The organism is Ruminococcus sp., assembly GCF_017650195.1.
Lineage (GTDB): Bacteria > Bacillota > Clostridia > Oscillospirales > Ruminococcaceae > Ruminococcus.
In genome coordinates, this window is sequence record NZ_JAGCFH010000049.1 from 1 (window position 1) to 23,946 (window position 23,946).

Here is a 23,946-nt window from a genome sequence, read left to right on the forward strand (position 1 = left end):
CATGCGGCTATATGGAAATATCACTATAATAAGGAGTAAAATATGTCCGATCGTTTTTCAAGAACACAGCTTCTCTTCGGAGAGGAAGCAATGAAAATACTTGCAAACTCCCGCGTTGCTGTATTCGGCGTTGGCGGTGTAGGCGGCTATGCCGTTGAAGCTCTCGCACGCTCGGGCGTTGGAGCCCTCGACCTTATCGACGACGACAAGGTCTGCATAACAAATATAAACCGCCAGATAATCGCTCTTGGCAGCACCGTTGGTATGTACAAGGTGGACGCGGCAGCGGAGCGTATACATAACATCAATCCAGACTGCAGGGTGACCTGCCACAAGATGTTCTATATGCCGGACACCTCAGATAAGCTTGACTTTTCGCAGTATGACTACATTATAGACGCTATCGACACCGTAACAGGCAAAATTGAGATAATAATGCAGGCTGAAAAAGCAGGAGTTCCCGTCATAAGCTCAATGGGCGCAGGCAACAAGCTTGACCCTACTGCCTTTGAAGTTTCAGATATATACAAGACTTCGGTATGTCCCCTTGCAAAGGTCATGCGTTATCAGTTGAAACGCCGCGGTATAAAAAAGCTTAAAGTGGTATATTCAAAGGAGCAGCCATTAGTCCCCCAGGGCATTGCCGCAGAGGACGGCTCGGGAGAAACAGATATGCGCACAGGAACAGCAAGGCGCTCAACTCCCGGCTCCACAGCATTTGTTCCATCTGTAGTTGGACTTATCATAGCCGGCGAGGTCATAAAAGATATCACAGCCATATATTCAAAAAAGTAATATATAAAGGCAAGAGGTACAATGAACGAACTCTCCCCTCATGGAAAGGCTGCATAATTTTCGGGATATTCAATATCCTCCTCGTTCTGCTGCGTACTAAACTCAATATCGTTAATTTAGTACAGCCATACTGATTCTAATAATCACCGGCTTTGCTTTCTCTGCAAAATCCGTAAGCAGGACTTGGAGGCAGGCTTTATGCTGTCTGCATTCGGCTGTGCAACAGGACTGATGCTGCAATGTGCAGCAGGCGTGATGTATGTTTTCAATATTTTATCATGGATAATATCCTCTTTTACAAAGTGAGGCTGAAATCAATGAACACCCAGAAAGAAAGCATTTATGCTACTAAATGCGGCTTTGAAGCTGCATTTGCTGAAAAGAGTTTTTACGACAGACAGACTCAGGACAGCTCTCATATTGATTCGATACTTGATATCCTGCCAATAAAAAGCGGCATGCGCATACTAGACCTCGGTACAGGCAGCGGCTATCTAGCTTTTTCGCTTGCAAGAAGATATCCGGACGTATCATTCACTGGACTTGATATCGTTGAAATAGCTCTGGAACAAAACAGGAAAAGAACTGAACAAGAAGGACTAAAAAATTTAAGTTTTTCAAGCTATGACGGCATATCCTTCCCATTTGAAGAAAGCAGCTTTGATATGGTCGTATCAAGATACGCTCTCCACCACTTTCCCGACATACATAAAAGTCTTTCGGAAGTGCACCGCGTACTGACTGAAAAAGGCTGTTTTTTTATTTCCGACCCATCTCCGAACGAAAATGATACAAGCGGATTTGTGGATAAGTATATGCAGCTAAAGCCAGACGGACATATCAGATTTTATACCCATGAAGAATGGAACAAACTATGCAGTGAGCATGGCTTCAAACTTGAAGCTTCATTCGCAAGCAGCTTATGCTTCCCACGAAAGACCGGAAAAGCTTATGAAGATCTCTTGCGCAGTCACACTAAGGAGACAGCTGACGGATATGGTATAAAAATCGTCGGAGATGAAGTATTCATCACCGAACAGGTAAACAATATCCTTTTCCGCAGAAATTCCGACAGAACTATTAATATTTAACTACAAGAACTATTAATATTTAACTATTAAATTCCCTTGACCTTTTCGGCATTTTGTGTTATGATATTTTGTATTGGAATATTGATGTAAGAGGTAACAAAATGCATTTTAATGAACTTAATCTGTCTCAGGAGCTTCTCCGTGCCATTGACGAGCTCGGATATACGGAGATGACCGAGATACAGCAGCAGAGTATCCCCCTGCTCCTTGAATGACGGGACGTTGTGGGACGCTCAAATACAGGCACCGGCAAGACTGCCGCTTTCGGCATACCTGCTGTGGAAAGTATAACCGAGGCGGACAGAAGGGCCGCTGTAGTGCTCATCCTATGCCCTACAAGAGAGCTTGCGATGCAGGCAAATGAGGAGATACGCAAGTTTGCCAAATTCAAGGAGGGCGTAAAGACCTCCGCGGTATACGGCGGAGCAAGCATGGAAAAGCAGATACACGAGCTCAAACGGGGCGCCAATATTGTTATAGGCACTCCGGGACGTGTAATGGATCATATCCGCAGAAAAACACTTCGGCTTGATAATATCCGCACTGTCATACTTGACGAGGCTGACGAAATGTTGAATATGGGCTTCCGTGAGGATATCGAATCCATACTCGCAGATATCCCCGAGACCAGACAGACAGTCCTTTTCTCTGCGACTATGCCGAAGGAAATAATGGCTATCACGGAAAAGTATCAGCAGGCCCCTGTTCATATAAAGATCAAATCAGCCCAGAAGACAGTGGAGCTCATAGAACAATTTTACTTCGAGGTGGCAATGGGTCGCAAGACCGACGCACTCAAGTTGCTTCTCACAGCATACAAGCCCTCCTCCGCAATGGTCTTCTGCAACACAAAAGTCATGGTAGATCAGCTCACAGAGGAACTGATTAAAAGCGGTTTCCGCGCAGCAGGACTTCACGGCGATATGAAACAGATACAGCGTACACAGGTAATGAACTCCTTCAAGAACAAGGCTGCGGAAATACTTGTAGCTACAGACGTTGCTGCAAGAGGTATCGACGTGAGCGGAGTTGACGCTGTATTCAACTATGATTTACCTCAGGACAACGAGTACTATATACACCGTATAGGCAGAACAGGACGCGCAGGCAGGACCGGTACGGCTTATACACTTATAAGCGGCAGGAAACAGCTTTTCGATCTAAGATCCATTGAAAAGTATACCCATGCGGAAATACGCGAAATGCCGCTTCCTGACAAAACTGATATCATAGCTATGAAAAAGGAGTCTCTCGTAAAGGAGATATCCGAAGCACAGGCAGGTCATAGTGCTTACGATATCCTTGACAGGCTCGCTTCACAGGGAATAGACTACCGTGAGGCTGCTGCAAGGATAATAGAAAAGCAACTAAAGGCAGAAACCGAATCTCTTCCAGACTTTGAGAGTGCACGTCCGCTCAAAAAGGGCAGAAACAGCGGCGCAAGGACCGTAAAAATAGTTATAAACGTTGGACGGAACCGCCGCATAGCTCCTAACTTTATTCTCGGAGCACTTGTTGACGCAACCGGCATGACAGGAAAAGACTTCGGCAAAATAGATATATTCGACGAGCATACTACAGTAGAGGTACCAGAGGCGGAGTCCGAATATATAATAGAAAGCACGGATCAGATTAAGATAAATGGAAATAAGGTTGAAGTTAAGCTGTACAAGGGATCAGACCTCGGAGCACGCATAAACAGACGCCCCGACAACAAGCCGCGTTTTGACCGTAAAAAGGCCGCCTACGGAAACAAAAAGAGATCGGAGTTGTATTCCGATTATATACCTAACCGAAAAAAACGTATGAAAAAAAGACATTAAGGAGGGAGCAAAATGCATAACGATAAAAAAACATGGACAAGGATAGTTATTTTGATTGTTGCGATCATTATGATAATCGGAGCTATTGCGCTACCTTTCCTATAATAAAGTCAAGGGCTGCCGTTTCACTTAGAAGCGGCAGCCTTTTTCCTTTTTGCTATATAAATATTTCGGTAATTTATTGTGCATACTGTATTCGCAATTGCCATTATATCACAAAAACTGCTCATAAGTATGCCGTATTTGTTCATCAGCATTATGAACAGGAGCGGCAAGAAGTAATTTATCACAACCTGTACCACATTGCCGATAAAATATGAAAATACCGTTCTTTTTTTATTCATTGGATATTCTCATGTTTTTTTATTAAATCATATCATAAACAGCGGTATAGGTCAAATATCTATCCGGCACAAAGCATATTATGACATATTTCTCGGACCTGCTGCATTATAATTGTACTACAGACAGCAGAACGGGAGGTGCTTCGTGCAGACGATATATATCGACGTGTTGATAGTCCTTAATATCTATGTAAATTTCTTCCTGTTGCGGATAACTGCAGGCGCAACCCACTCCCCCCTGCGTACATGGCGTTGCGTTGCGGCTTCGGTATACGGCAGCCTTTTCTCGCTGACCATACTTCTCCCCTGCCTCGGCACCTTCGTATCACTAGCGATAAAGCTTGTGGCAGCTGTGAGTATAGTCGCCCTATCCTTCGGTATACATAGCTGCAAAAGGCTGTTTATAAATACCGCGGCCTTCTTCGCTGCAAATTTCACCCTTGCAGGAACGGTATACAGCGTTTATACCTTGCTCAAACCGAAATTCATACACTTCAACAACGCCTGCTTTTACATAGATTTTTCGTTGCTGATACTCATTATCACAACTGCGGCGCTGTATTTTGTCGTAAGAGTTGTACGTATATTTATGGACAGAGCTCCCAACGACGATTACCGCATATTCATACGCGCAGGGAAAAAGGCGATATCCCTCCCAGGTCTTGCGGATACAGGCAATGTTCTCGTAGACTATTTTACCGGCTCGCCTGTGATAATCTGCTCTGAGGAGAGTTTTTCCGAGCTTACCAGTACAGTCCTTGATATATCACTGCTACCCAAGGGCTTCCGACTGTTGCCTTACTCGGCAGTGTCCGGCAGCGGACTGATACCTGTTTTTCGTCCGGACGAGGTACTGATAAGCAGCTGCACAAAAGGTGGAAGCAAGCCCGTTGACGCTGTCATAGGCTTCGGAGAATGCAGCGGGAAAGCCGTTTTCAACCCGAAGCTGCTGAAAATATAGGCATAAACGAAGGAGAAAAGACATGAACATCATCAGAAGGATCAAAGCATACCTAAAAAAGCACTTTACCGGAGAGGTATTCTACGTAAACGGCTCGGATACCCTTCCGCCCCCCCTCACAAGAGAGGAAGAGACCGAGGTATTTGCAAGGCTCAGCGCTCACGACGTAGCTGCAAGGAACTGCCTTATCGAGCATAATCTTCGCCTTGTGGTCTATATAGCAAAAAAGTTCGAGTCCACAGGCATAGGCATTGAAGATCTTGTATCCATAGGCACTATAGGGCTCATAAAAGCTGTCAACACCTTCTGTCCCACTAAGAATATCAAGCTTGCGACCTACGCCTCACGTTGCATAGAGAACGAGATACTTATGTTCCTGCGCAAATCCTCACAGTACCGCAATGACCTTTCTATAGACGAGCCTCTCAATATAGACTATGACGGCAACGAGCTCCTGCTTTCAGATATTCTCGGCACAGACGACGATATAGTCAACAAGGGCATAGAAAACGAGGCGGAAAGGGATATACTTCGCAGCGCCGTAGCAGAGCTCGGCGACCGTGAACGTGAAATAATGGAAATGCGTTTCGGACTTATTGACGGCAAGGAGAAGACACAGAAGGAAGTCGCTGACAGTATCGGTATATCCCAGTCCTATATATCAAGACTGGAAAAAAAGATAATTAAAAAGCTACGAGTAAAGATAGAAAGCGTTTCGTGACAACCATCTGTCCATAAACTCAGGACCAGCCATAAAGAAGTGATCATCCCTTCTTTATGGCTTTTTCTTTTCACCCCATCTTATAAGTGGAAGCGAAAAGCACACTTTTTCAACTAAAGAAACGTTGAACATCACAAATCACACTTCTGGTGTGCTTTTCGAACGTTTCGAGACAAAAATGACAGTGGCAATGCCTGCTTTAAATCCTCGTCTCTAACTCCTCAGTAGGAAAGCTGAAATACTTTACGGTGAAATACTTTACTGTCCACTTTTTTGACGTATGCTATTGTAAAAAAAGCATTTTTGTGATATAATATTCTAAATGTATCTTTTTATCAGGAGTCACTATATGAAAAAATGGAACGTCGGCAGACCCGACAGAAAAACGATCTCAGCGCTCATGCTCGGCTGCAGCGTCACCTCACTGACGGCTGCTGCTCTTGCAGCCAAGGGGTATTCCTCCGCTGAGTCCGTAATGGAAAGCCTTAACACGGACGAGCTTTCTGATCCCTTTCTCATAAAGGATATGCAGCAAGCAGCTGATACCATAAATACCGCCATAGAAAATGGTGAACGTCTATGCATTTACGGAGACTATGACTGCGACGGCATAATGTCTGCCGTCATTCTTTATTCCTATCTCCTCGAAGCAGGAGCTGACGTTACATATTATATACCAGAGCGCTCAGATGGCTACGGTCTCAATACCAAGGCAGCAAACGAAATCTATGCTGACGGCGTATCTCTCATTATCACTGTCGATAACGGCATATCGGCTATTGAAGAAGCCGATTACATATACTCCCTCGGAATGAGGCTCATAGTGACAGATCACCACCGTCAAAGTGAACAACTACCACGTGCGGAAGCTGTTGTTGACCCTCACAGGCACGACTGTTCCTCACCTTTCAAGGATATGTGCGGCGCCGGTCTTGCGCTTAAGCTGGTGGCTGCTCTTGATGGCGGCGACTATACAATGGCGCTGGAGCAGTTCGGTGATCTCGCAGCTATAGCAACTGTTGCCGACATAGTAAGCCTTAAAGGCGAGAATCGTTTCCTTGTCTCATACGGACTGGAGCTTATCAGAAACACAGATCGCCCTGCCCTTATGGCTCTAAAAGAGGTTTGCGGACTTAACGATAAGCCAGTTGATACTCGCTCTGTTGGCTTCGGGATCGGTCCGAGGATAAATGCGGCAGGAAGATTTGGCTCACCAAAAACTGCTGCGGAGCTTTTTCTCTGTGAGGACTTTGACGAGGCTCTCAAAACCGCAAAGGAGCTTGACAGGCTCAACAATATGCGCAAAGACGAGGAAAACTCCATTATTTCCGAAATATATTCCATGATAGACAGTAACCCGTCAATTATTCGTGGAAGGGTTATATTCCTCTGCGGAAATAACTGGCACCATGGCGTGATAGGTATAGTTGCCTCACGTATCGTTGAGCAATTCGGCAAGCCCTGCTTCATCGTATCGAAGACTGAGGAAGAACTGAGAGGCTCTGCCCGTTCCTTCGGTGAGTTCTCCGTATTTGAAGCGCTGACTGCAACCTCGGAGGTACTTGAAAAATTTGGCGGACATCCCGGTGCAGGTGGCTTCACCGTAAAGAGCGGAATGGAAGAAAGCTTTCATCAACTCCTTGAAAAGTATGCCCTTGATAATTACAAGGTAATGCCGGCGGCAGAGCTTTATGCCGACAGTCCGGTGTCACCTCAGGAGCTTGAGATTGAAAATATAAAGGGACTTGACGTCCTTGAGCCCTTCGGCACTGACAACGAACCTCCCCTTTTCTATATTGAAAACGCACAGATACTTGATATATTCCCCCTTTCGGACGGTGCTCACACAAAACTGCGGGTACAGACCGGATACGCTAAGGCTGAAGCTCTAATGTTCAGGAAGTCACCCTCGGAACTACCCGTATCAAAAGGCGATGTATGCAGTATGATAATTTCCCTCGGAGTAAACGAGTACCGCGGCATTGTCTCACCCAATATCATTATAAGCGATATTCGTCCCCAGCCCTTTGAGCAAAGCAAGTATTTCGCGGCTCTGAATGCCTTTGAAGCATTCATGCGTGGCGAAGATCTCCCTCAGAACTACTATCCGAGCATGTATCCATCCCGTGACGATGTCATAAAGATATACAAGTCTATACCTGACAGAGGCATTAATACAGACACGCTCTATATCAGAATCAGCGACAGGAATATAAACTATTGTAGATTCTGTATTTCGGTTGAAGCTCTCAGACAACTCGGACTCGTCAGCGTTTCATGCGCCGACTCTATGATAAAAAGGATCAACGTAACTCAAAAAGCCGATCTGGACTCGGCTCCCGTTCTTGTTTCGCTCAGAAGCAAGCTCGGTAAAAGCCATAAATAAGGAGAATAGATATGACAGATGACATGAATGTATCAAATCTCACACACCATGAGGTCGAGGTCCCGATACCAGAATCGGCGCTTCCCAAGGATCCCACGGATTTTCTCAATGATATCCCTGATTTCAAGGACGATTATACCATTGAGAAGATAATACAGAAAATACTCACTGACGATAAGCAGTACGATCTCAGCAAGATCATTTCCGCTTATGAATTCGCCGCAAAGGCTCATGAGGGACAGACACGCTCCTCAGGACAGCCATATATTACACACCCCTTAGCCGTATCCTATACCCTCCTTGAGCTTGGCATGGATACAGATACTATCTGTGCAGCTTTGCTCCACGACGTAGTAGAGGATACAGACGCCACTCTTGACGATATAAAGAAGCGTTTCGGACAGGACGTTGCCCTGCTCGTTGACGGAGTCACAAAACTGAGTAAAATCCCCACCTCCAGCAAGGAAGAGCAGCAGGCTGAGAATATCCGCAAGATACTCCTTGCCATGTCTCAGGATATCCGTGTAATGATAATCAAGCTCAGCGACCGTCTCCACAATATGCGCACGCTGAAATACCGTCCTCTCGAAAAGCAGAGGAACACCGCTCTCGAAACAATGAATATCTACGCTCCTATCGCTCACCGCCTCGGTATCAGAGCCATGAAGGAGGAGCTTCAGGATCTTGCTTTCCACTTCCTCGACCCTTATGCCTACTCAGAGATTGAAAATATACTCGAAAACAAGAAGGAGGAGCGCGAGGCGTTTATCGAGATAATCAAGAGCCGTATTGCCCAGCGCTTCAAGTCGGAAGAATTCTCTCAGCCTCCGCAGATAGACGGACGTGTAAAGAGCATATACAGCATATACCGCAAAATATTCATAGGTCACAAGGATATCGACGAGATATACGACAAATATGCTGTAAGAATAATCGTTACTACTATCGCCGAGTGCTACAACGTTCTCGGACTTATACACGATATGTTCAAGCCACTTCCTAATCGTTTCAAAGACTATATCTCAACACCCAAGAACAATATGTACCAGTCTCTCCATACCACTGTTCTCGGCAAGGAAGGCATCCCCTTCGAGGTTCAGATACGTACATGGGATATGCACGAAACCGCAGAATACGGTATCGCAGCCCACTGGAAGTACAAAGAGGGCATACAGGGCAAGGACAAAATGGAACACCGTCTTGCATGGGTGCGTCAGGTCATCGAAGCTCAGCAAACCTCCGATGACGTTGAGGAGATAGTCCGCATAATCAAAACCGACCTTGACCCGGAGGATATAGTAGTAATGACGCCAAAGGGTATGTCGGTGAGCTTGCCTATAAACTCTACAGTTATCGACTTCGCCTACCGTATCCATACTCAGATAGGTCACAAGACCGTAGGCGCAAAGGTGGACGGAAGGATAGTTCCGCTCGACTACAAGCTCCAGACTGGTCAAATATGCGAGATAATCACCAGCAAGGACCCGGAAAAGGGTCCCAACCGTGCATGGCTTAACATAGTACAGACCAACGAAGCCCGTTCAAAGATACGGTCATGGTTCAAGAAGGAAAGACGCGAGGAGAATATCCTTGAGGGAAAGACTCAGCTTGAACGTGAATTCAAACGCCACAGGATAAACCTCAGGGAGGAGCAGTACACCGAGTTTCTGCAGGACGACTTTAAGCGACACAACTGCGATACTCTTGAGGACTTCTACGCCTCAATAGGCTACGGAGGCATACTTCTCTCAAAGATGATGCCTCGCCTTAAGGACAAGTACGAAAAGCTCTACGAAAACGACGAAGAACCCTCGGTAGTTCCGCTCATCAAGCCAAAGCCCAATGGCAGAAGCAGTATAATACTAGATCAGATAGACGATATGCTGATAAAATTCGCTCAGTGCTGCAATCCCCTTCCCGGTGACGATATTATCGGCTTTATCACAAGAGGCTATGGTATCTCAGTTCATACCACCAACTGTACCAACTACAAGGCTGCCCTTGCCAGGAACATCCCTGATGAGCTTGACCGCTGGGTTGAGATACAATGGACAGACAACAGCGATACACAGCTCCAGACAAGCTTCGAGGTCACAGCTACAGACCGCGTAGGACTTGTATACGACATTTCCGCAGTACTCCTCGAAGCCCGTGTACCTATAGTTCACTCCGCTTCAAGAGTGCTGAAAAATGGCAATGCGCTGTTTGAAGGTACTATAGTTATATCAAGCACTGAGCAGCTCAAGAACCTCTTTGAGAAGCTCAGAAAGATAAAGGGCGTCATTTCTGTGGAAAGAGCCGCTATTTAAGGAGAATACAAATGAAAATACACCATTTACAGCTCGGACCTCTCCGTTCAAACTGTTATATAGTCGAGACTGCTCCTGGACGCTGCGTTGCAATTGATATAGGCGGTGACAGCAGACTACTCCTGGAATTCCTGAAAATGAAAAAGCTCCGACTTGGAAAGATACTACTTACTCACGGTCATTTTGATCACATCGGAGGCGCTGAGGAGGTGCATCAGGCTACGGGAGCTGAAATATATATCCACGAGCTTGACGCTCACATGCTCACAAGCGCAGCAGACTCTCTCGCTTCAAGTATGTCCTTCATCAAATTCATACCTGTCACCGACTGGACATGTATCTTCGGTGACTGCTACATCAACGACGGCGAATGCTCCTTCAGAGTTATCCATACTCCTGGTCATTCCCGCGGAAGCGTATGCTATGTCTGCGAAGATGTTATTTTTTCGGGTGACACCCTGTTCTGCTGCTCCATCGGCAGGACTGATTTCCCCGACAGCAGCACGGCAGCTATGTCCTATTCGTTGAATACTCTCTATCACCTTGAAGGAGATTACAAAGTACTGCCGGGGCACAACGAAAACACTACTCTTGATTATGAACGTGAAGCAAATCCGTATATGAAACAGTTCAGAGGAAAAAATGACGACTGATAATACCAAAATGCCGATAATTCTCATCGGCAATTCTTTTAAATACGAGATAGAAGCCACAATGAAGCTCTTTTTCAGCACAGCTCACTACACCTTCGGAAGTTCCCGTGATGATATAACAGGAGATGAGTATGTTATTGCAGAAGTTTCAGGAGACGAAAGGACAATAACCGCTGAAGTAAAGCTCGGCAGCGAAGAACCGGTAATAAGAAGCGCCACTACTGACGAGCCCTCTGAAAACGAGCATGAGCTTTGTAGGCTTATCTTTCATATACTTTGTGAAAAGACAGGAATAAGACCTCCGTGGGGGCTTATGACCGGGATACGTCCCGTAAAAAAGGTCATTGAGCTTATGGAGCATGGACTTTCTAGGGAAGAGGTATTCAAAAGGCTGTCTGACAGATATGAGGTCACTGAAAAGAAGCTACGGCTGGCCTATGATACAGCAATGAATCAGCTCCCTATAGTCGAAAGGATAGACAGCTCAGCTGTGAGCCTTTACGTTTCCATCCCTTTCTGTCCTACACGGTGCAGCTACTGTTCCTTCGTATCACATTCAATGGATTCTGCCATGAAGCTCATGCCAGAATACGTTTCGGCGCTATGCCGTGAGCTCGAAATACTTGGAAATATCGTTAAAGATACCGATACAAAGGTGGATACCATTTACTTTGGAGGAGGTACTCCTACCTCACTGTCAGCACAGGACCTGAAAACAATTATGGAAGCAGTTGAGAAAAACTTCGATATCGCAAGTATCCGCGAATACAGCGTCGAAGCAGGCCGCCCTGACACCATAACAGAGGAAAAGCTCAGGGTAATAAAGGAACTGGGCGCAGACAGGATCTCCGTAAATCCTCAGACACTTAACGACGAGGTGCTGAAGGTCATCGGTAGAAGGCACTCCGGCGAGGACTTTATCAGAGCCTTTGAACTTGCAAGAAAGATAGGCTTCGGCAATATCAATACAGATCTTATAGCAGGTCTTCCAACAGAGTCCGCGGAGAGCTTCCGCAATACTCTTGACAGGATAATCGAGCTTGATCCGGAAAGTATCACCGTTCATACCCTTACAATAAAGCGTTCCGCAACCCTATTCGCAGGCGGGAATGAAAACTGCTCAAATCCTGCCGCAAAAATGGTGGACTACAGCATACCAGTTCTTATGTCTCACGGATATCTGCCATACTATATGTACCGTCAGAAGAATACCGTGGACAACCTTGAAAACGTAGGCTACGCGAAAAAGGGTTTCGAGAGCTATTACAACATCTTTATCATGGACGAAACTCAGACGATTCTCGGCGCAGGCTGTGCGGCTTCCACGAAGCTCCTCTATGAAAACAACAGGATAGAGCGCATACATAATTACAAGTTTCCTTACGAATATATACGTAGCTTCGACAAGCTCATGGAAAAGAAAAAGGAGGTGGCAGAATGCCTGAAAAAAATCAAGTTTTTAAGGCTGAGATAACAGGCATGACCTCCGAGGGAAACGGCGTATGCCGGATTGACGGCATGGCCGTCTTCGTTCCAGAAACAGCTGTGGGAGACCTCTGCGATATAAAGATTGTTAAGGTATTGAAAAGCTATGCATTCGGTATTGTCGATAGGCTGATAAAGCCATCCACCGACCGTAAAGAGGATAACTGCCCCGTGTATAAAAAATGCGGTGGCTGCTTGTTCAGACATATCTCCTACGAGGCGGAATGCCGTATCAAAAGCAGTATAGTAAACGACGCCTTTAAGCGTATAGGTGGGATTTCTCCCGTATTTGAGGACCTTCTCTCTGCCGAGGCTGTGAGCAGCTACAGAAACAAGGCTCAGTATCCCCTTGCCGCTGTTGACGGAAAAGCTGTCTGCGGTTTTTTTGCTCCGCGGAGCCACAGGCTCGTACCTGTAACGAACTGTGCATTGCAGCCTCCGGTATTCAGCAGCATACTTGAAGCTATCCTTGACTATATCAACGAAAAAAAGCTGACGGGTTATAGCGAAGGAACAAATACAGGCATAATACGCCATATCTATTTACGTCGCGGAGCCCACTCGGGCGAGATAATGGTCTGTCTTGTGGTACGCAAGGACATCTCACGTCAGCTTTCTGCACTGTGCAGAATACTCGCGAAACGCTTTTCAGATATCAAAAGTATAGTTATGAATATAAACCCAAAGAAGACAAATGTTATACTAGGCGACGAATGTACAACTCTCTGGGGAAGCGATACCATAACCGATACTATGTGCGAAAATACCGTTAGAATATCTCCCCTTTCCTTCTATCAGGTGAATACCCTACAGGCAGAAAGGCTCTACGCAAAGGCTCTGGAGTATGCTGCTCCCGACAAAAACGATGTTATCGCCGACCTTTATTGCGGCGCAGGTACTATAGGTCTTTCAATGGCAAAGCAGGCGGCAAGGATAATTGGCGTTGAGATAATTCCTCAAGCTGTTGAGAATGCAAAGACAAACGCTGAACTGAACAATATCACAAATGCAGAGTTTTTCTGCGGAGACGCAGGAGAGGTATTCGGAAAGCTCAGAAAACAGGGCTGTAAGCCGGATATTATAGTGATTGACCCTCCTAGGAAGGGCTGTTCATCTGAAACTATTGACGTTATAGCAGAAGCGGCTCCGCGAAAAATAGTGATGATTTCCTGCAATCCAGCGACTGCTGCCCGTGACGCAAAGCTACTATCGGAAAATGGCTACAGCGTTAAAAAGGTATGCGGAGCTGATCTCTTTCCGAGAACTGGGCACGTTGAGTGCGTTGTACTATTGTCCAAACTGCAAAGTCAACAACATATTGAAGTTGAACTGAAAACCGATGAACTTGATCTTACGTCAGCTGAAAGCAAAGCAACCTACGATGAAATTAAAGATTATATTTATAAAAATTCAGGTTTAAAAGTTTCTTCACTTAATATTGCCCAGGTTAAGCAAAAATATGGTTTTGAACTACGTAAGAACTATTACATTTCAAAAAAAGAAAATCCTCGTCAACCCAAATGTCCAAAAGAAAAAGAAGAAGCTATCATTTCTGCTCTCAGATATTTTCAAATGGTATAATCCTTTTTCTGCTTTGTTATCCATATTAAAAACAACATAAATATACTGAAAATGAGCGTAATCCACACACATTGATTACGCTCATTTTTTACTATTCTTTAAGTATACCTACAACCACTTGTCTTTGCTTTCCATCATCGGTGCAGGATATAACTGTCAGGCGATCATCGTCAAAGTCTTTCAGCACCCATGTATCCGAGGGCTCGACTGTTTTGTACTCGTTAACAATATATTTGTACCGTGTACGGTTCTCGTCTATGTCCACCAGATACATTTCGTCTCCTATCTGTATCTGATCAAGGTCGTTGAAAATCTCAGCATAAATAGTGCTATTATGTCCTGCAATGCAGTAATTGCCATTGCCGAGAGCTCCCGTTCCTTCAAAGTGTCCTGCCGACACTTGCAAAGACTTGTTGTCCGTTCCTTCAAGCACAGGAACTTTTATATCCAGTCTTGGTATCTCAAAGTTGATGTTATTATCAAGCAGCTTTCGGAGATATATTTCTCTGCTTATCTTACGATAACCGTAAAAAGCCAGCACTCCAAAGCCTATTACTATCATGATCACGCCGATAATAAACATCGGCTTTTTCTTTTTTCGCTTCTTTTCCATATTGCTCCCTCATCTGGTTTTAATTTATTATACCATTTTTTACACAGAAGTGCAATATAATGCGAGAGCGCCGCATAAAGCGGCGCTCTGATCGTAAATTATTCGTTTTCCTTTTTGTTTCTGATCACTAATGCCGCACCTGCTGCTGTCATGAGAATTGCAAGACCTGCGATCATGCTGAATGAGACAGGATAACCTGTCTTAGGCATTGTTGTATCGCTGTCTGTGCCGTTTCCTGATGTTGCAGGCGCAGTTGTGGTGGTGGTCGATGCTGCGGTAGTGGTTGTAGTAGATGAAGTTGTTGTAGTTGTTGTAGTTGTGGTGGCCGTTGTAGTTGTAGTAGTTGTTGTCGTAGTAGTCGTTGTTGTTGCTGCAGTTATAGGACCATTTCCACTGAGATCATAATTCTTGCCACTGAAGTCCAGTACCTCGCCCTTTGCAATAAGCTTGCAGCCGTCCTTGACAGTGATGTTTGTTTCGGGAGTTATTACAAGCGTAAACTTTTCGGGTATAGTTACGTTTTCAACGATGTTGATATCTCCGAATATGTAGAGCTTCTCATCGTAATTTGCGGTATCAGCAACAGCGCCTCTGATATCGTCATAGCATTCACCGTTGCTGAACATTGCCACGACATTCTCAGAAAGCTGCTTGCAGCTGATAAGCTTATGGCAGGTCTCGCAGAAGCAAGCCTTGACAGCACCGTGACCTTCTCCGGGTACTTCAAGAATGAAGTCCTCACCCTTGCATTCGTGCTTGTCTACAATCGCAACAGGTACGCGCTTCTCAGTCTCGCCGTTTTCTGAAACAGCGCAGACTGTAGCTCTTATGACTGCCTTTTTAGGTGTTATCTTAACGACAGCATCGCTGTTTAGTGTGATAACTCCGTCTTCGCCAACTGTATAATCACCGTTGACGACCTCTATATCGAAATCATTGCTTAATGCGTTGCTCTGTACAGCTGCATTTCCCGAAGGAGCATACTGTATAGTGCCGTCAGCTCTTAAAACATAGAAACTTACGCTTCCGCCGCCAGCAGGCTGATTGATCTTCCAGAAGATATCTTCGCCTAAAGTATAAACGCTGTCAGCTATTCCTGAGCTGTCAGAAACAGATAATAAGAAATGATGATATGCACTGACTATCTCCTCGGGTTTTGTTGCAGAATTGATATTCTCTATAAATACTCCAAGGTAATATATATCCTGTAAGTCTTCAGCTTCGTCCATCTGGCCTAACGCCCAGCCTACAAGATCTCTTGCAAGATTCTGCATTATGTCCTGTTCGTATTTATTGGCAAGCTCAGGAGAAATATCGGTTATAATGACCTCGTGAGGTATTGTTGTTGTTGAGCCTTCAAGAGTTGCAACGTCTACGCATTTCAGTACATGTGCAACAACTATACTGTCAAGTATGGACTTATATACAGTTGCTGCGAAATTGACAACAAGTCCCTCGGGTGATCTTGCAAGTGAGGTGCCAAGTATAATAGCATCAGCTGCTATTTTCTGATCGTTGAGCTGCTGCTCAAGTATAGATTTCCAGATATCATGGATAGTTATCTCAGCTACAAGCTCATCTCCCGGATCAAGCTCCTTAAGCATATAGCTCTCATTAAAGGTCTTGCTTTGAAGATTTTTGTATTCTTCTTCTATGCCTATGAGCTGACCATTACGGTATTTCTTTATAGTCAGCTTTGAATCCTGAGTAAAGCCGAAAACAGTGTGCTCGATGTTGTAAATAGGCTTGTCGGAAACATTGACAAAGCTTATTTTTACAGGATAGTCCTCATCATAGAATGAATAACGCGGAATGGTTATCTTCATTTTAAGTGCGTCTCCTGCGTAAACATGGAGAGTATTCTTTGACTTGAAATTGTATGTATAGGATTCGCCGTTGCTCCAGCCTGTGAGATCGGCTGTAAGATCGTAATCGCCTGCTACATCTCCGCGGAGATACCAGTGTATGATATACGGATCGCCGTATTCCAGCTTGTCAAAGTGCTGAGTTCTCTCGCAGTTCATAAGTGTAAGTCCCTCGGGAGAATTCAGTGTAGCTGTACAGTTTGTGAGAACATCGCCTGTATTGTCTTTGTTAATCACGATAAGCTGTACATCATAGAATTCCTTGAGCCACTTGCACTCGCCCCTGATGATCATGTACATCTCTTCATGTTCTGTCTCATAATAGCCGATGACTCTTGCTGGCTTATCGTCTACTGTAACAGCGGGGGGGATCGTTATTGAGCCGCTACCTCCGGAGATAGGCTGTGCATCATATTTTGTAACTATGAAAGCCTCTGCCTCAAATGTAAGCTTTACCTCATATTTGAATACATGATAGTTATCAGGATCTTCAAGATCAATACCTGCTGCCTTTATATCATTGATATCCATTTCCTTGACAGTCATCTCACCGTCGATATCGAGCTTGTGCGGAGCAGGTGGTACAGGCTCTGTTGTAGTGCCCGGAACGGGAACTGCGGAAGTAGTTGTGGTGTTTGATGTTGAAGTTGCAGAAGCTGATGCTGATGTTGTAGTAGTTGTGGTCGCAGTAGTAGTAGTTGTTGTTGTTGTCGTAGTGGTGGTTGTAGTGGTAGTTAATGTTACTGGTTTGTCAGCAACCTTTTCCCATTCACATATAAAGAATTTGCCACTTACATTGCGTGCGTCGTTCCATTTGCCTGAACTGTATGTATGGATACAGTTTTCGCCTCCGCCAAGATTATTTGGCTCACCGCCGTTCCAGTTTGTAAATGCCATTGGCTCGCCTGTTATCCAGCCAAATTCTCCATTTTCATCGCGCAGACCGCCTATCCAGCACTCATTCGCGTTTGCTGCTGCAAGTACATTTACTATCTGAGCCTGCTCTTCGGGTGAAGTGATAGAAGCCAGATGTCCGCCAATGCTCTTGCAGTAATCATTTGCATCATCCCATGACATTGATATTTTGATGACTTCATACTTCTTGATGTCGGGGAGAGGTCCTAGAGTAGTGGTAGTAGTAGATGTTGTTGATTCGGTTGTTGTAGTTGTAGAAGTAGTAGTTGTTGTCGTCGTGGTTGTTGCAGTTGTGGTTGTATCGGATTCATTCAGATCAATGCGGATCTCGCCACTCTCATCTAATGAAACAGTACCGTTTACGCCTACATTTTTAAGATAGGGGACAATAGCGCTACCGTAGCCGAGTTTGGCAATGCCCTCGGTGATGATACCCGATTCCTCGGCATAAACAGTTATGTCAGCACTGTTCACCTTGTCAGTAAAGTTGAGCTTTTTATCCTTGGGGATATAAACTCCGCCGTTCTTGCCTGAAATTGAGATATTGCCCTTGAGATTTATCGGGATACCTGCTGCGCAGTATACACCAAAGCTGCCGTCACTGCTGATCTTGCCGCCGCTGATATTGATACTGCCATTATTTGTGGTCGAATAGATACCTGCTCCGATATCTGAGTATATCTCAGAGCCTGTAAGATTTATCGTGCCCGAATATCCTGAGGTCGTGTATACAGCTGAACACACATCAAGGGAAGCTGATTCACGTTTGCTTGTGTTTTTCAGCACACCACCTGCAAGATTAGTGGTACCGCTGCTTGACCTGAGTGAAAGCGGATTGCTGTAGTAGGAAGTGACAGTACCGCCGAAGATATCAAAACAGCCGCTGCCGTTTACTCCGATAGTGCCCGAATCATTACCGTGGTCGTTTCCGTTGAACGTTCCGCCATATATGGTGAGCTTACCGTCTACATCGAGGAGAGAACCGGTGCTTGTAGCGTTCATTGTACCAGTTTTATCGGCAGAACTGTCTCTGATTATGACATTTCCGTCGCAGTTTACTCTGTCGATATCTACGGTATGACCGTTGAGGTCAAGGTCAAGGAATTCATTTACGGTTACTCCCGATGACTTGATATCGCAGTTTAGCTTGTAGTAGCCTGATGTTGGGAAGTTTGTCTCGTCAGTCCATTCTTTGCGCTCGGCAACTATATATTCGTCATATTCACATACAAAGCCGAAGTTCTCTGTACCATAATAACTTGCCGCAGAATTGGTTTCCTTGGAATTGCCGCTTTCGTTGATATCGCCCCAGCCATATTTGAAAAATCCGGGCTCGGGATTTGCGGCAATGCATACCCTGTTGTCATTATAATAATTATCGGGCTGATTTTTGTTCCAGTTCTTGTATGTGGATTCTTCTCCTGTTATCCAGACGAATTCACCTTTATCGTCCTTTTTCAGACCTATCCAGTAATTATTCTTGATCTCCGACTGAGCATGGATAAGAGCTTCGATCTGAGTCTGCTCTTTTTCAGAGGTGATAACAGCAAGATGACCGCCCTTGCTTTCGCAGTATTCCTCAGCCTCCTGCCATGACATGGGGGTATTGAATATCTCATAATTGGCAGGATCGGGATAATAGTTCCACTCCACATCGCCGTCATAAGGCAGCTTTATCTCATTTTTGCCGCCTGTTGATATGAAATTATAATACATGAGTATGATTTCGGCGTCGCGAAGAGTTACCTTTCCGTCGCTGTCAACGTCTGCTGCTGCAAGATCAATATCGTTATCATTGCCTGTTGTGGCATAGCTTGCAATAAGACTTGCATCTACAGCATTGATACTTCCATTACCGTCGACATCGCCATAATTCGGTTCAGCAGGCTCATCGCCCAACCATGATATCTTGTCGGGGGAGATGTCGGTCTGCTTTGACACAGTGTTCTCCGCTGCAACTGCATTGAATGGCAGCGCTGCAAGTATCTGACTACCTGCTAAGGCAGAAGCAGCAAGTGCGGAAATAACTCTTGTGGGAATACTTTTGTGATTACGTTTCCACATTTTAAAGACCTCCTTTTGGATTATTCTTCTTATTAATATAGAGAGTGTACTAAATACTGCCAAGGAAATTATAACAATGCCCTTGCCGAAAGTCAATGTAATTGACATTATATGATGTATATTTTGTAAAATATTACTATTACGCCCCTGTTGATGCTTTGGAAATATAAAGATGTCACAATACAAATTCATTTTGTATCCGAGTAAATCATAGCCTCTCAGGGGAGAGATGATGACGGAAAAAGCAGACAAGTGATAACAGGTGCACCCAAAAATAGGATATGTAAAACGAACGCAGCCATAACGGCTGCGCTCGGTCACGTTAGTTCGATTTTGTCATGACAGCATTATTTACTGCTGCTTTCTGTCTTTCAATAACAGATATGCTCTTGTATTTTCTTCTTTCGGTTATTGTCGGAAGACCTTCAAGGTGTGACAATGTCATTTTATAAGGTATCAGTCTTGCTTCTCTGTCTCTTTTGGCGTCCTCAGCATTATCAAGCCAATTTATATGAGGACTTGCCTGAATGGTATCATAGCAGCCTATCTTTTTGAAGTAACTGTAATCGCCTGGACAGCGGTTCTTTACGCTGGCTGCCACCTTGGCAAAGCCTGTGCTGATGCCGTTCTGTGGTGAATCAACTTAAACCAAGTCGAGTTTAAGGCTTAAAATAGCCTTTTGTGTGTGTATTATATCACAGCTTTTTTGACTTGTCAAGAGCAAAACAAAAAAAGATTTGCAATGGAGCTCTTTTACTCCATGGCAATAATTTTTCAGATATGCTGAGCAAGATAATCATAGGTATCATAAGCTACATTCCACGCTTTTTTACATTCATAACTAAGCTAAACAGATGTTTCAATAATGTTCATGCATACTATTGGGACTATACTCACATAGCATTTTAACGTCTTCGGATGCAATATGCAATTCATCATTTTTATAAAGTACAGTATTTTTTATCAACTTATTAGTTGTAGTTGTTATTTGATTTATACTTTATCTCCATATTGACCTCCTGTGTTTGCCGCTAATGCGGTGTTTTATCGAAGTCACATTCTCTGCTTATATATATGAGTAATTATGGTACATCAAACCATGTTTGAAAATCAGGTGGCAATGATTGAATAAACTTCTTAAGTTTATTAACATTATTTTTTAAATACTCATATTCATCTTTGTTTATCATTGTAAATGTAAAACCGCTTTCAAATTTTTTGATATCTTCTTTTAATGATGGCAAATGATATATGTTACCTGTGACTTCAAAAAGTACACCTTCAAAAGTTAATGCAGATAAAAGTGCTTCCTCTTCAGTATGAATAAAATTTTCACAGTATTCTTCGACTAAATAACATAGTCTAAGGCTATCTAATTTAGATTCCGAAAAATAATACTGAATATCTTCTTTTAGATTTTTTACAGCTGTTAGATATTCATTTTTATTAATTCTCATATTCCACCTCTTTTATGCTAAAGGAATGTTGTTATTGTGGATAATTTCGACATCAATATTGGGGTATTTTTGAGAAAACTGTGCGATTACATCAGAACAGCTTTCACAACAAGTTTTTTCAGTAAAAAAAGCGTTACTTTACCAGTTGCATTTATATTCCCATTCAATCTCCTATCAATGTCAAATGACCTGAAGAAGGGATTTTCTTTTATATATGAACAACTTTTCATACCGGCATAATCAATGTTAGAATCAATAAATCACATATGAACCGTCTATGTTTTTAGCGTGTCTCAATTCTAAAAAACATCCTGTTTTCTTACCGAAAGCACGCGCAACATCCAAAAACTGATACCAATCATTATATGGATTTTCAGAAATATATACTAAAATAAACTTCCTCATGTTTTGTACCTTTTTGATGCTTAATACTTTCATATCATAGCCAAGTTCATCGATAATACATAAAACTATTTCATAATAAATACCCTCTATAGCGTCGCTCTGTTTTTGCATCGCTGCTTTTTCTGCCTTTATACTTCTAACGTAATTCCTGCGTTCTTTTTTTGCAGCCTGCATTTTTTCCAAAGCAGACCAATAAGGATTATCTTCATATTTTTCTAAAAAAGTACATTCCTTTTTTAAGCAATCATGCTCTTCTAAAATCTTTTTGGTTATACCGCCTTTATGTCCCGGGAAGTGACAGTAACCGATTATACATTTTTTTGAACTAAGAATCCGATATCCTTTAACGGTTCTTATATCTATATAATCGAAGTCAGAATCCATTTCATCACCTCCCGATTTTAATTCGTTTAGATATATCCCTCAAATTATTGAAAAAGAAATACATTAAAAAAATCTGGAAAGTTCATTTTCTGCTTCTTTTAGTTCCTGTCGTAGTTTTATCACTCTTTGCTGTTTGATAATATAGTTTTCTGCAATTGTTTTTTGTTCCGAAATAGGGCACATTGGTATTTGGAGCTTTTTTAATGCTTCAATAGGAATATTAGGTATAGTAATACCCACAAGAATGCTTTTTAACTGTGACTGACCATGTTCGCTGTCAAAATACGCTTTCAAATAGTATGGATCAACTTTCTCTTCATCAAGTTCTATGATATACAGGTTACCATTAACAAGCATTTTTGTATCTGCTGAAATATTTGCAACTGCTGTTTTTACAGGATATCCATTCTTGGTAAGTATTATACTCTTGTCTTTTGCGCAGTATTTATCGTAGCGTTTATCTAATTCTTTCAAAAACGGAAGATCATTAGAGATTATACCTGTATTCATATCTGACAACATAAGTAGCCTTGTATTCGTTTCTTTTTCACTCATTAGTGAATCCAGTTCACTCGCTTTAACTTGTGAACCTCTCGTTATTCGCTTAATAACCTCAGAAAAACATACAGCATTAGCTATTTTTACGGGCATATCAGTATAGTTTTTAGGATACAGATCAAAATTGTTTTCGACTATTTCTTCATATCTTACAACACGGCTTATCGGGCTATCCTTACCTATAGCACTAAGTATTTCCTGTATATTTTCTTCTGAAAGCTGCTTTTTTCGTCGGCACGAAGTAAATATACCAGTTGCATCAACAAAGTTTACTTGTTTATTATTTCCTTTGCTCAAAACAATTAACGCAATTGAAATAGCGCTGCTGTTCAATATATTTGCAGGAAGGGCGATTATAGTTTCAATATAACCTGATAATATAAATTTTTCGCGCATAAATCTATCGCGGAGATTCAACATGCTTCCATTAGCCATTAAACACACTGCTTTGCCTTCTGTTTTCAGCAGTTCTAAACATTTTTCCGCAAAAAGCCAGTCTGCTGAGGCCGAATGACCGCATTCAGGATAATAGTATTTCCATTTAACACCAAATACTCCATGGCAGAAGATTTTGTCAAACTTACCGTTAAGTTTCAATGAATCTTCCGATGTTAGATTAATACTACCGCCAAGTATATCTGCCCTCATCATTGCAATATATCGAATACTATCGTCGATTTCACTTCCAAGATAATCACATTCAAGACCAAGCGCAACGCACTCTCTGATAAATGATATCATGCCTGTACAAAGATCTGCAATTCCTTCACCTGACGAAATGTTCATTGCCTTTGCGGATAAAACAGACAACCATGATGGAGTTTCATCATAATGCGATATTCGCGCATTCGCTTCTTCAAATAATAGCAGTGCTTTACATTCATCAGAGGAGCAATTATTTGATAATTCATTTATTAAATCCCATTTATCTCCTACAGTATTGAAAATAACTGGAGAGAGTTGGGGTTTTACTTTGTATTCATCAAGAAATGAATCAAAATCAGCAGTTTTAGTTCCATTTGTCTTGGCAATAATATAAGCTGCCGAAAAAAACGACAGCCATGGCGCACCATGTAAAGCGTTCATAATAGTGAAGCGGATTTTTGCTGTATTTATTTTTCGCAATCTTTGTAGTTCGTTTGCTGTCATATATAACATCTCCATTACTATAGATTTTATTTTCAGTCATATTATAACATGCTATTACAGGATTGTCAATATCAAGCATATATTATTAAATGAAATAATGTTATAAAGCACTTGACATTCGTTGATTTTGCGTGTATAATATAAACAAGGATAGAACATACCAAGCTTTTTTCAAAAAAAGGGAGAGGGAAAATGAAAACATCGGTACTTGATTTTATTGAATACAATACACTCCGACTGCACCTAAGGGAGCCTACACTTGCTCCGGCTGTTGATTGATGGCATATATTGCAATCGTACGCTGGATAAAAGTCATTCAGATGAGGTGAATGGATTTCGTTTAGAACTGGAGGTCTATTATGGGAAATATCATTGATAAGAATATGC

Annotated in this window: 18 protein-coding genes and 1 pseudogene; 11 read left to right on the forward strand and 8 right to left on the reverse strand. The window is 43.0% G+C overall.

Translation table 11 applies throughout. From position 1 onward, the window contains the following. Positions 1 to 42 precede the first annotated feature (42 nt). The 4 genes from J6U00_RS02185 (at position 43) to J6U00_RS02200 (ending at position 3,709) form a co-directional block, all read left to right on the forward strand. A complete protein-coding gene (locus J6U00_RS02185) occupies positions 43 to 795 on the forward strand; it encodes a tRNA threonylcarbamoyladenosine dehydratase (protein WP_296578235.1) in 753 nt (250 codons plus the stop codon). A 317-nt stretch (positions 796 to 1,112) separates the two neighbouring features. Further along, positions 1,113 to 1,886 carry a class I SAM-dependent methyltransferase gene (locus J6U00_RS02190; RefSeq protein WP_296578238.1) on the forward strand — a complete coding sequence of 258 codons (774 nt, stop codon included), beginning with the start codon at positions 1,113 to 1,115 and terminating at the stop codon, positions 1,884 to 1,886. Between the two features lie 101 nt (positions 1,887 to 1,987). Next, positions 1,988 to 2,101, forward strand: a complete 114-nt coding sequence (locus J6U00_RS02195; RefSeq protein WP_296578241.1) for a DEAD/DEAH box helicase — start codon at positions 1,988 to 1,990, stop codon at positions 2,099 to 2,101. Positions 2,102 to 2,110: 9 nt separating this feature from the next. Next, positions 2,111 to 3,709 carry a DEAD/DEAH box helicase gene (locus tag J6U00_RS02200; RefSeq protein ID WP_296578243.1) on the forward strand — a complete coding sequence of 533 codons (1,599 nt, stop codon included), beginning with the start codon at positions 2,111 to 2,113 and terminating at the stop codon, positions 3,707 to 3,709. A gap of 125 nt (positions 3,710 to 3,834) precedes the next feature. On the opposite strand, the gene J6U00_RS02205 is transcribed toward J6U00_RS02200, so the two are convergent. After that, positions 3,835 to 4,053: a hypothetical protein gene (locus J6U00_RS02205; protein ID WP_296578246.1), complete on the reverse strand. Its 219-nt coding sequence runs from the start codon at positions 4,051 to 4,053 to the stop codon at positions 3,835 to 3,837. A 145-nt stretch (positions 4,054 to 4,198) separates the two neighbouring features. Here J6U00_RS02205 and J6U00_RS02210 point away from each other — a divergent pair, with 145 nt between their 5' ends. The 7 genes from J6U00_RS02210 (at position 4,199) to rlmD (ending at position 14,149) form a co-directional block, all read left to right on the forward strand. Then, entirely contained in the window at positions 4,199 to 5,014 is an 816-nt protein-coding gene (locus tag J6U00_RS02210) for a sigma-E processing peptidase SpoIIGA (RefSeq protein WP_296578248.1), read from the forward strand. A 22-nt stretch (positions 5,015 to 5,036) separates the two neighbouring features. Continuing rightward, entirely contained in the window at positions 5,037 to 5,735 is a 699-nt protein-coding gene (gene sigE, locus J6U00_RS02215) for an RNA polymerase sporulation sigma factor SigE (protein ID WP_296578250.1), read from the forward strand. Between the two features lie 349 nt (positions 5,736 to 6,084). Beyond that, positions 6,085 to 8,121, forward strand: a complete 2,037-nt coding sequence (gene recJ, locus J6U00_RS02220; RefSeq protein WP_296578253.1) for a single-stranded-DNA-specific exonuclease RecJ — start codon at positions 6,085 to 6,087, stop codon at positions 8,119 to 8,121. Positions 8,122 to 8,132: 11 nt separating this feature from the next. After that, on the forward strand, positions 8,133 to 10,430 hold the full coding sequence (locus tag J6U00_RS02225; RefSeq protein ID WP_296578255.1) for a bifunctional (p)ppGpp synthetase/guanosine-3',5'-bis(diphosphate) 3'-pyrophosphohydrolase: 2,298 nt from the start codon (positions 8,133 to 8,135) through the stop codon (positions 10,428 to 10,430). Positions 10,431 to 10,441: 11 nt separating this feature from the next. After that, positions 10,442 to 11,083, forward strand: coding sequence for an MBL fold metallo-hydrolase (locus J6U00_RS02230; RefSeq protein WP_296578257.1), 642 nt, complete (start codon positions 10,442 to 10,444; stop codon positions 11,081 to 11,083). Continuing rightward, on the forward strand, positions 11,073 to 12,557 hold the full coding sequence (gene hemZ, locus J6U00_RS02235; RefSeq protein WP_296578260.1) for a coproporphyrinogen dehydrogenase HemZ: 1,485 nt from the start codon (positions 11,073 to 11,075) through the stop codon (positions 12,555 to 12,557). Before J6U00_RS02230 ends, hemZ begins: the two co-directional genes overlap by 11 nt. Then, complete coding sequence (gene rlmD / locus J6U00_RS02240; protein WP_296578263.1) at positions 12,521 to 14,149, forward strand: 23S rRNA (uracil(1939)-C(5))-methyltransferase RlmD; 1,629 nt, start codon at positions 12,521 to 12,523, stop codon at positions 14,147 to 14,149. Before hemZ ends, rlmD begins: the two co-directional genes overlap by 37 nt. Before the next feature lie 91 nt (positions 14,150 to 14,240). Here the strand turns inward: rlmD and J6U00_RS02245 are convergent, their stop codons facing one another. From J6U00_RS02245 to J6U00_RS02270, 7 genes and pseudogenes are all read right to left on the reverse strand, one after another. Next, positions 14,241 to 14,762, reverse strand: a complete 522-nt coding sequence (locus J6U00_RS02245) for a class D sortase (RefSeq protein WP_296578266.1) — start codon at positions 14,760 to 14,762, stop codon at positions 14,241 to 14,243. Between the two features lie 98 nt (positions 14,763 to 14,860). Further along, positions 14,861 to 19,606 (reverse strand): lectin-like protein, encoded by a 4,746-nt coding sequence (locus J6U00_RS02250; protein ID WP_296578270.1) that lies wholly within the window; start codon positions 19,604 to 19,606, stop codon positions 14,861 to 14,863. A gap of 322 nt (positions 19,607 to 19,928) precedes the next feature. Then, entirely contained in the window at positions 19,929 to 20,207 is a 279-nt protein-coding gene (locus tag J6U00_RS02255; RefSeq protein WP_296578273.1) for a hypothetical protein, read from the reverse strand. 481 nt (positions 20,208 to 20,688) lie between these two features. Next, the gene (locus tag J6U00_RS02260) at positions 20,689 to 21,063 is read right to left on the reverse strand and encodes a hypothetical protein (protein WP_296578275.1); all 375 of its coding nucleotides are present in this window, start codon (positions 21,061 to 21,063) and stop codon (positions 20,689 to 20,691) included. Positions 21,064 to 21,075: 12 nt separating this feature from the next. Next, positions 21,076 to 21,180 (reverse strand): annotated as a pseudogene (locus tag J6U00_RS15135) (deaminase domain-containing protein); the annotation flags it as partial. Positions 21,181 to 21,315: 135 nt separating this feature from the next. Further along, positions 21,316 to 21,852 (reverse strand): hypothetical protein, encoded by a 537-nt coding sequence (locus J6U00_RS02265; RefSeq protein WP_296578278.1) that lies wholly within the window; start codon positions 21,850 to 21,852, stop codon positions 21,316 to 21,318. 63 nt (positions 21,853 to 21,915) lie between these two features. Further along, positions 21,916 to 23,559: an N-6 DNA methylase gene (locus J6U00_RS02270; protein ID WP_296578282.1), complete on the reverse strand. Its 1,644-nt coding sequence runs from the start codon at positions 23,557 to 23,559 to the stop codon at positions 21,916 to 21,918. Positions 23,560 to 23,946 lie beyond the last annotated feature (387 nt).

Bases quoted from the DNA above. Each gene is read 5' to 3' on its own strand.
- J6U00_RS02190 (WP_296578238.1), top strand. From the start codon at position 1,113: ATGAACACCCAGAAAGAAAGCATTTATGCTACTAAATGCGGCTTTGAA.
- J6U00_RS02205 (WP_296578246.1), bottom strand. From the start codon at position 4,053: ATGAATAAAAAAAGAACGGTATTTTCATATTTTATCGGCAATGTGGTA.
- J6U00_RS02270 (WP_296578282.1), bottom strand. From the start codon at position 23,559: ATGACAGCAAACGAACTACAAAGATTGCGAAAAATAAATACAGCAAAA.
- J6U00_RS02195 (WP_296578241.1), top strand. From the start codon at position 1,988: ATGCATTTTAATGAACTTAATCTGTCTCAGGAGCTTCTCCGTGCCATT.
- J6U00_RS02185 (WP_296578235.1), top strand. From the start codon at position 43: ATGTCCGATCGTTTTTCAAGAACACAGCTTCTCTTCGGAGAGGAAGCA.
- J6U00_RS02245 (WP_296578266.1), bottom strand. From the start codon at position 14,762: ATGGAAAAGAAGCGAAAAAAGAAAAAGCCGATGTTTATTATCGGCGTG.
- J6U00_RS02265 (WP_296578278.1), bottom strand. From the start codon at position 21,852: ATGGATTCTGACTTCGATTATATAGATATAAGAACCGTTAAAGGATAT.
- J6U00_RS02260 (WP_296578275.1), bottom strand. From the start codon at position 21,063: ATGAGAATTAATAAAAATGAATATCTAACAGCTGTAAAAAATCTAAAA.
- J6U00_RS02230 (WP_296578257.1), top strand. From the start codon at position 10,442: ATGAAAATACACCATTTACAGCTCGGACCTCTCCGTTCAAACTGTTAT.
- J6U00_RS02225 (WP_296578255.1), top strand. From the start codon at position 8,133: ATGACAGATGACATGAATGTATCAAATCTCACACACCATGAGGTCGAG.
- sigE (WP_296578250.1), top strand. From the start codon at position 5,037: ATGAACATCATCAGAAGGATCAAAGCATACCTAAAAAAGCACTTTACC.
- recJ (WP_296578253.1), top strand. From the start codon at position 6,085: ATGAAAAAATGGAACGTCGGCAGACCCGACAGAAAAACGATCTCAGCG.
- hemZ (WP_296578260.1), top strand. From the start codon at position 11,073: ATGACGACTGATAATACCAAAATGCCGATAATTCTCATCGGCAATTCT.
- J6U00_RS02250 (WP_296578270.1), bottom strand. From the start codon at position 19,606: ATGTGGAAACGTAATCACAAAAGTATTCCCACAAGAGTTATTTCCGCA.
- rlmD (WP_296578263.1), top strand. From the start codon at position 12,521: ATGCCTGAAAAAAATCAAGTTTTTAAGGCTGAGATAACAGGCATGACC.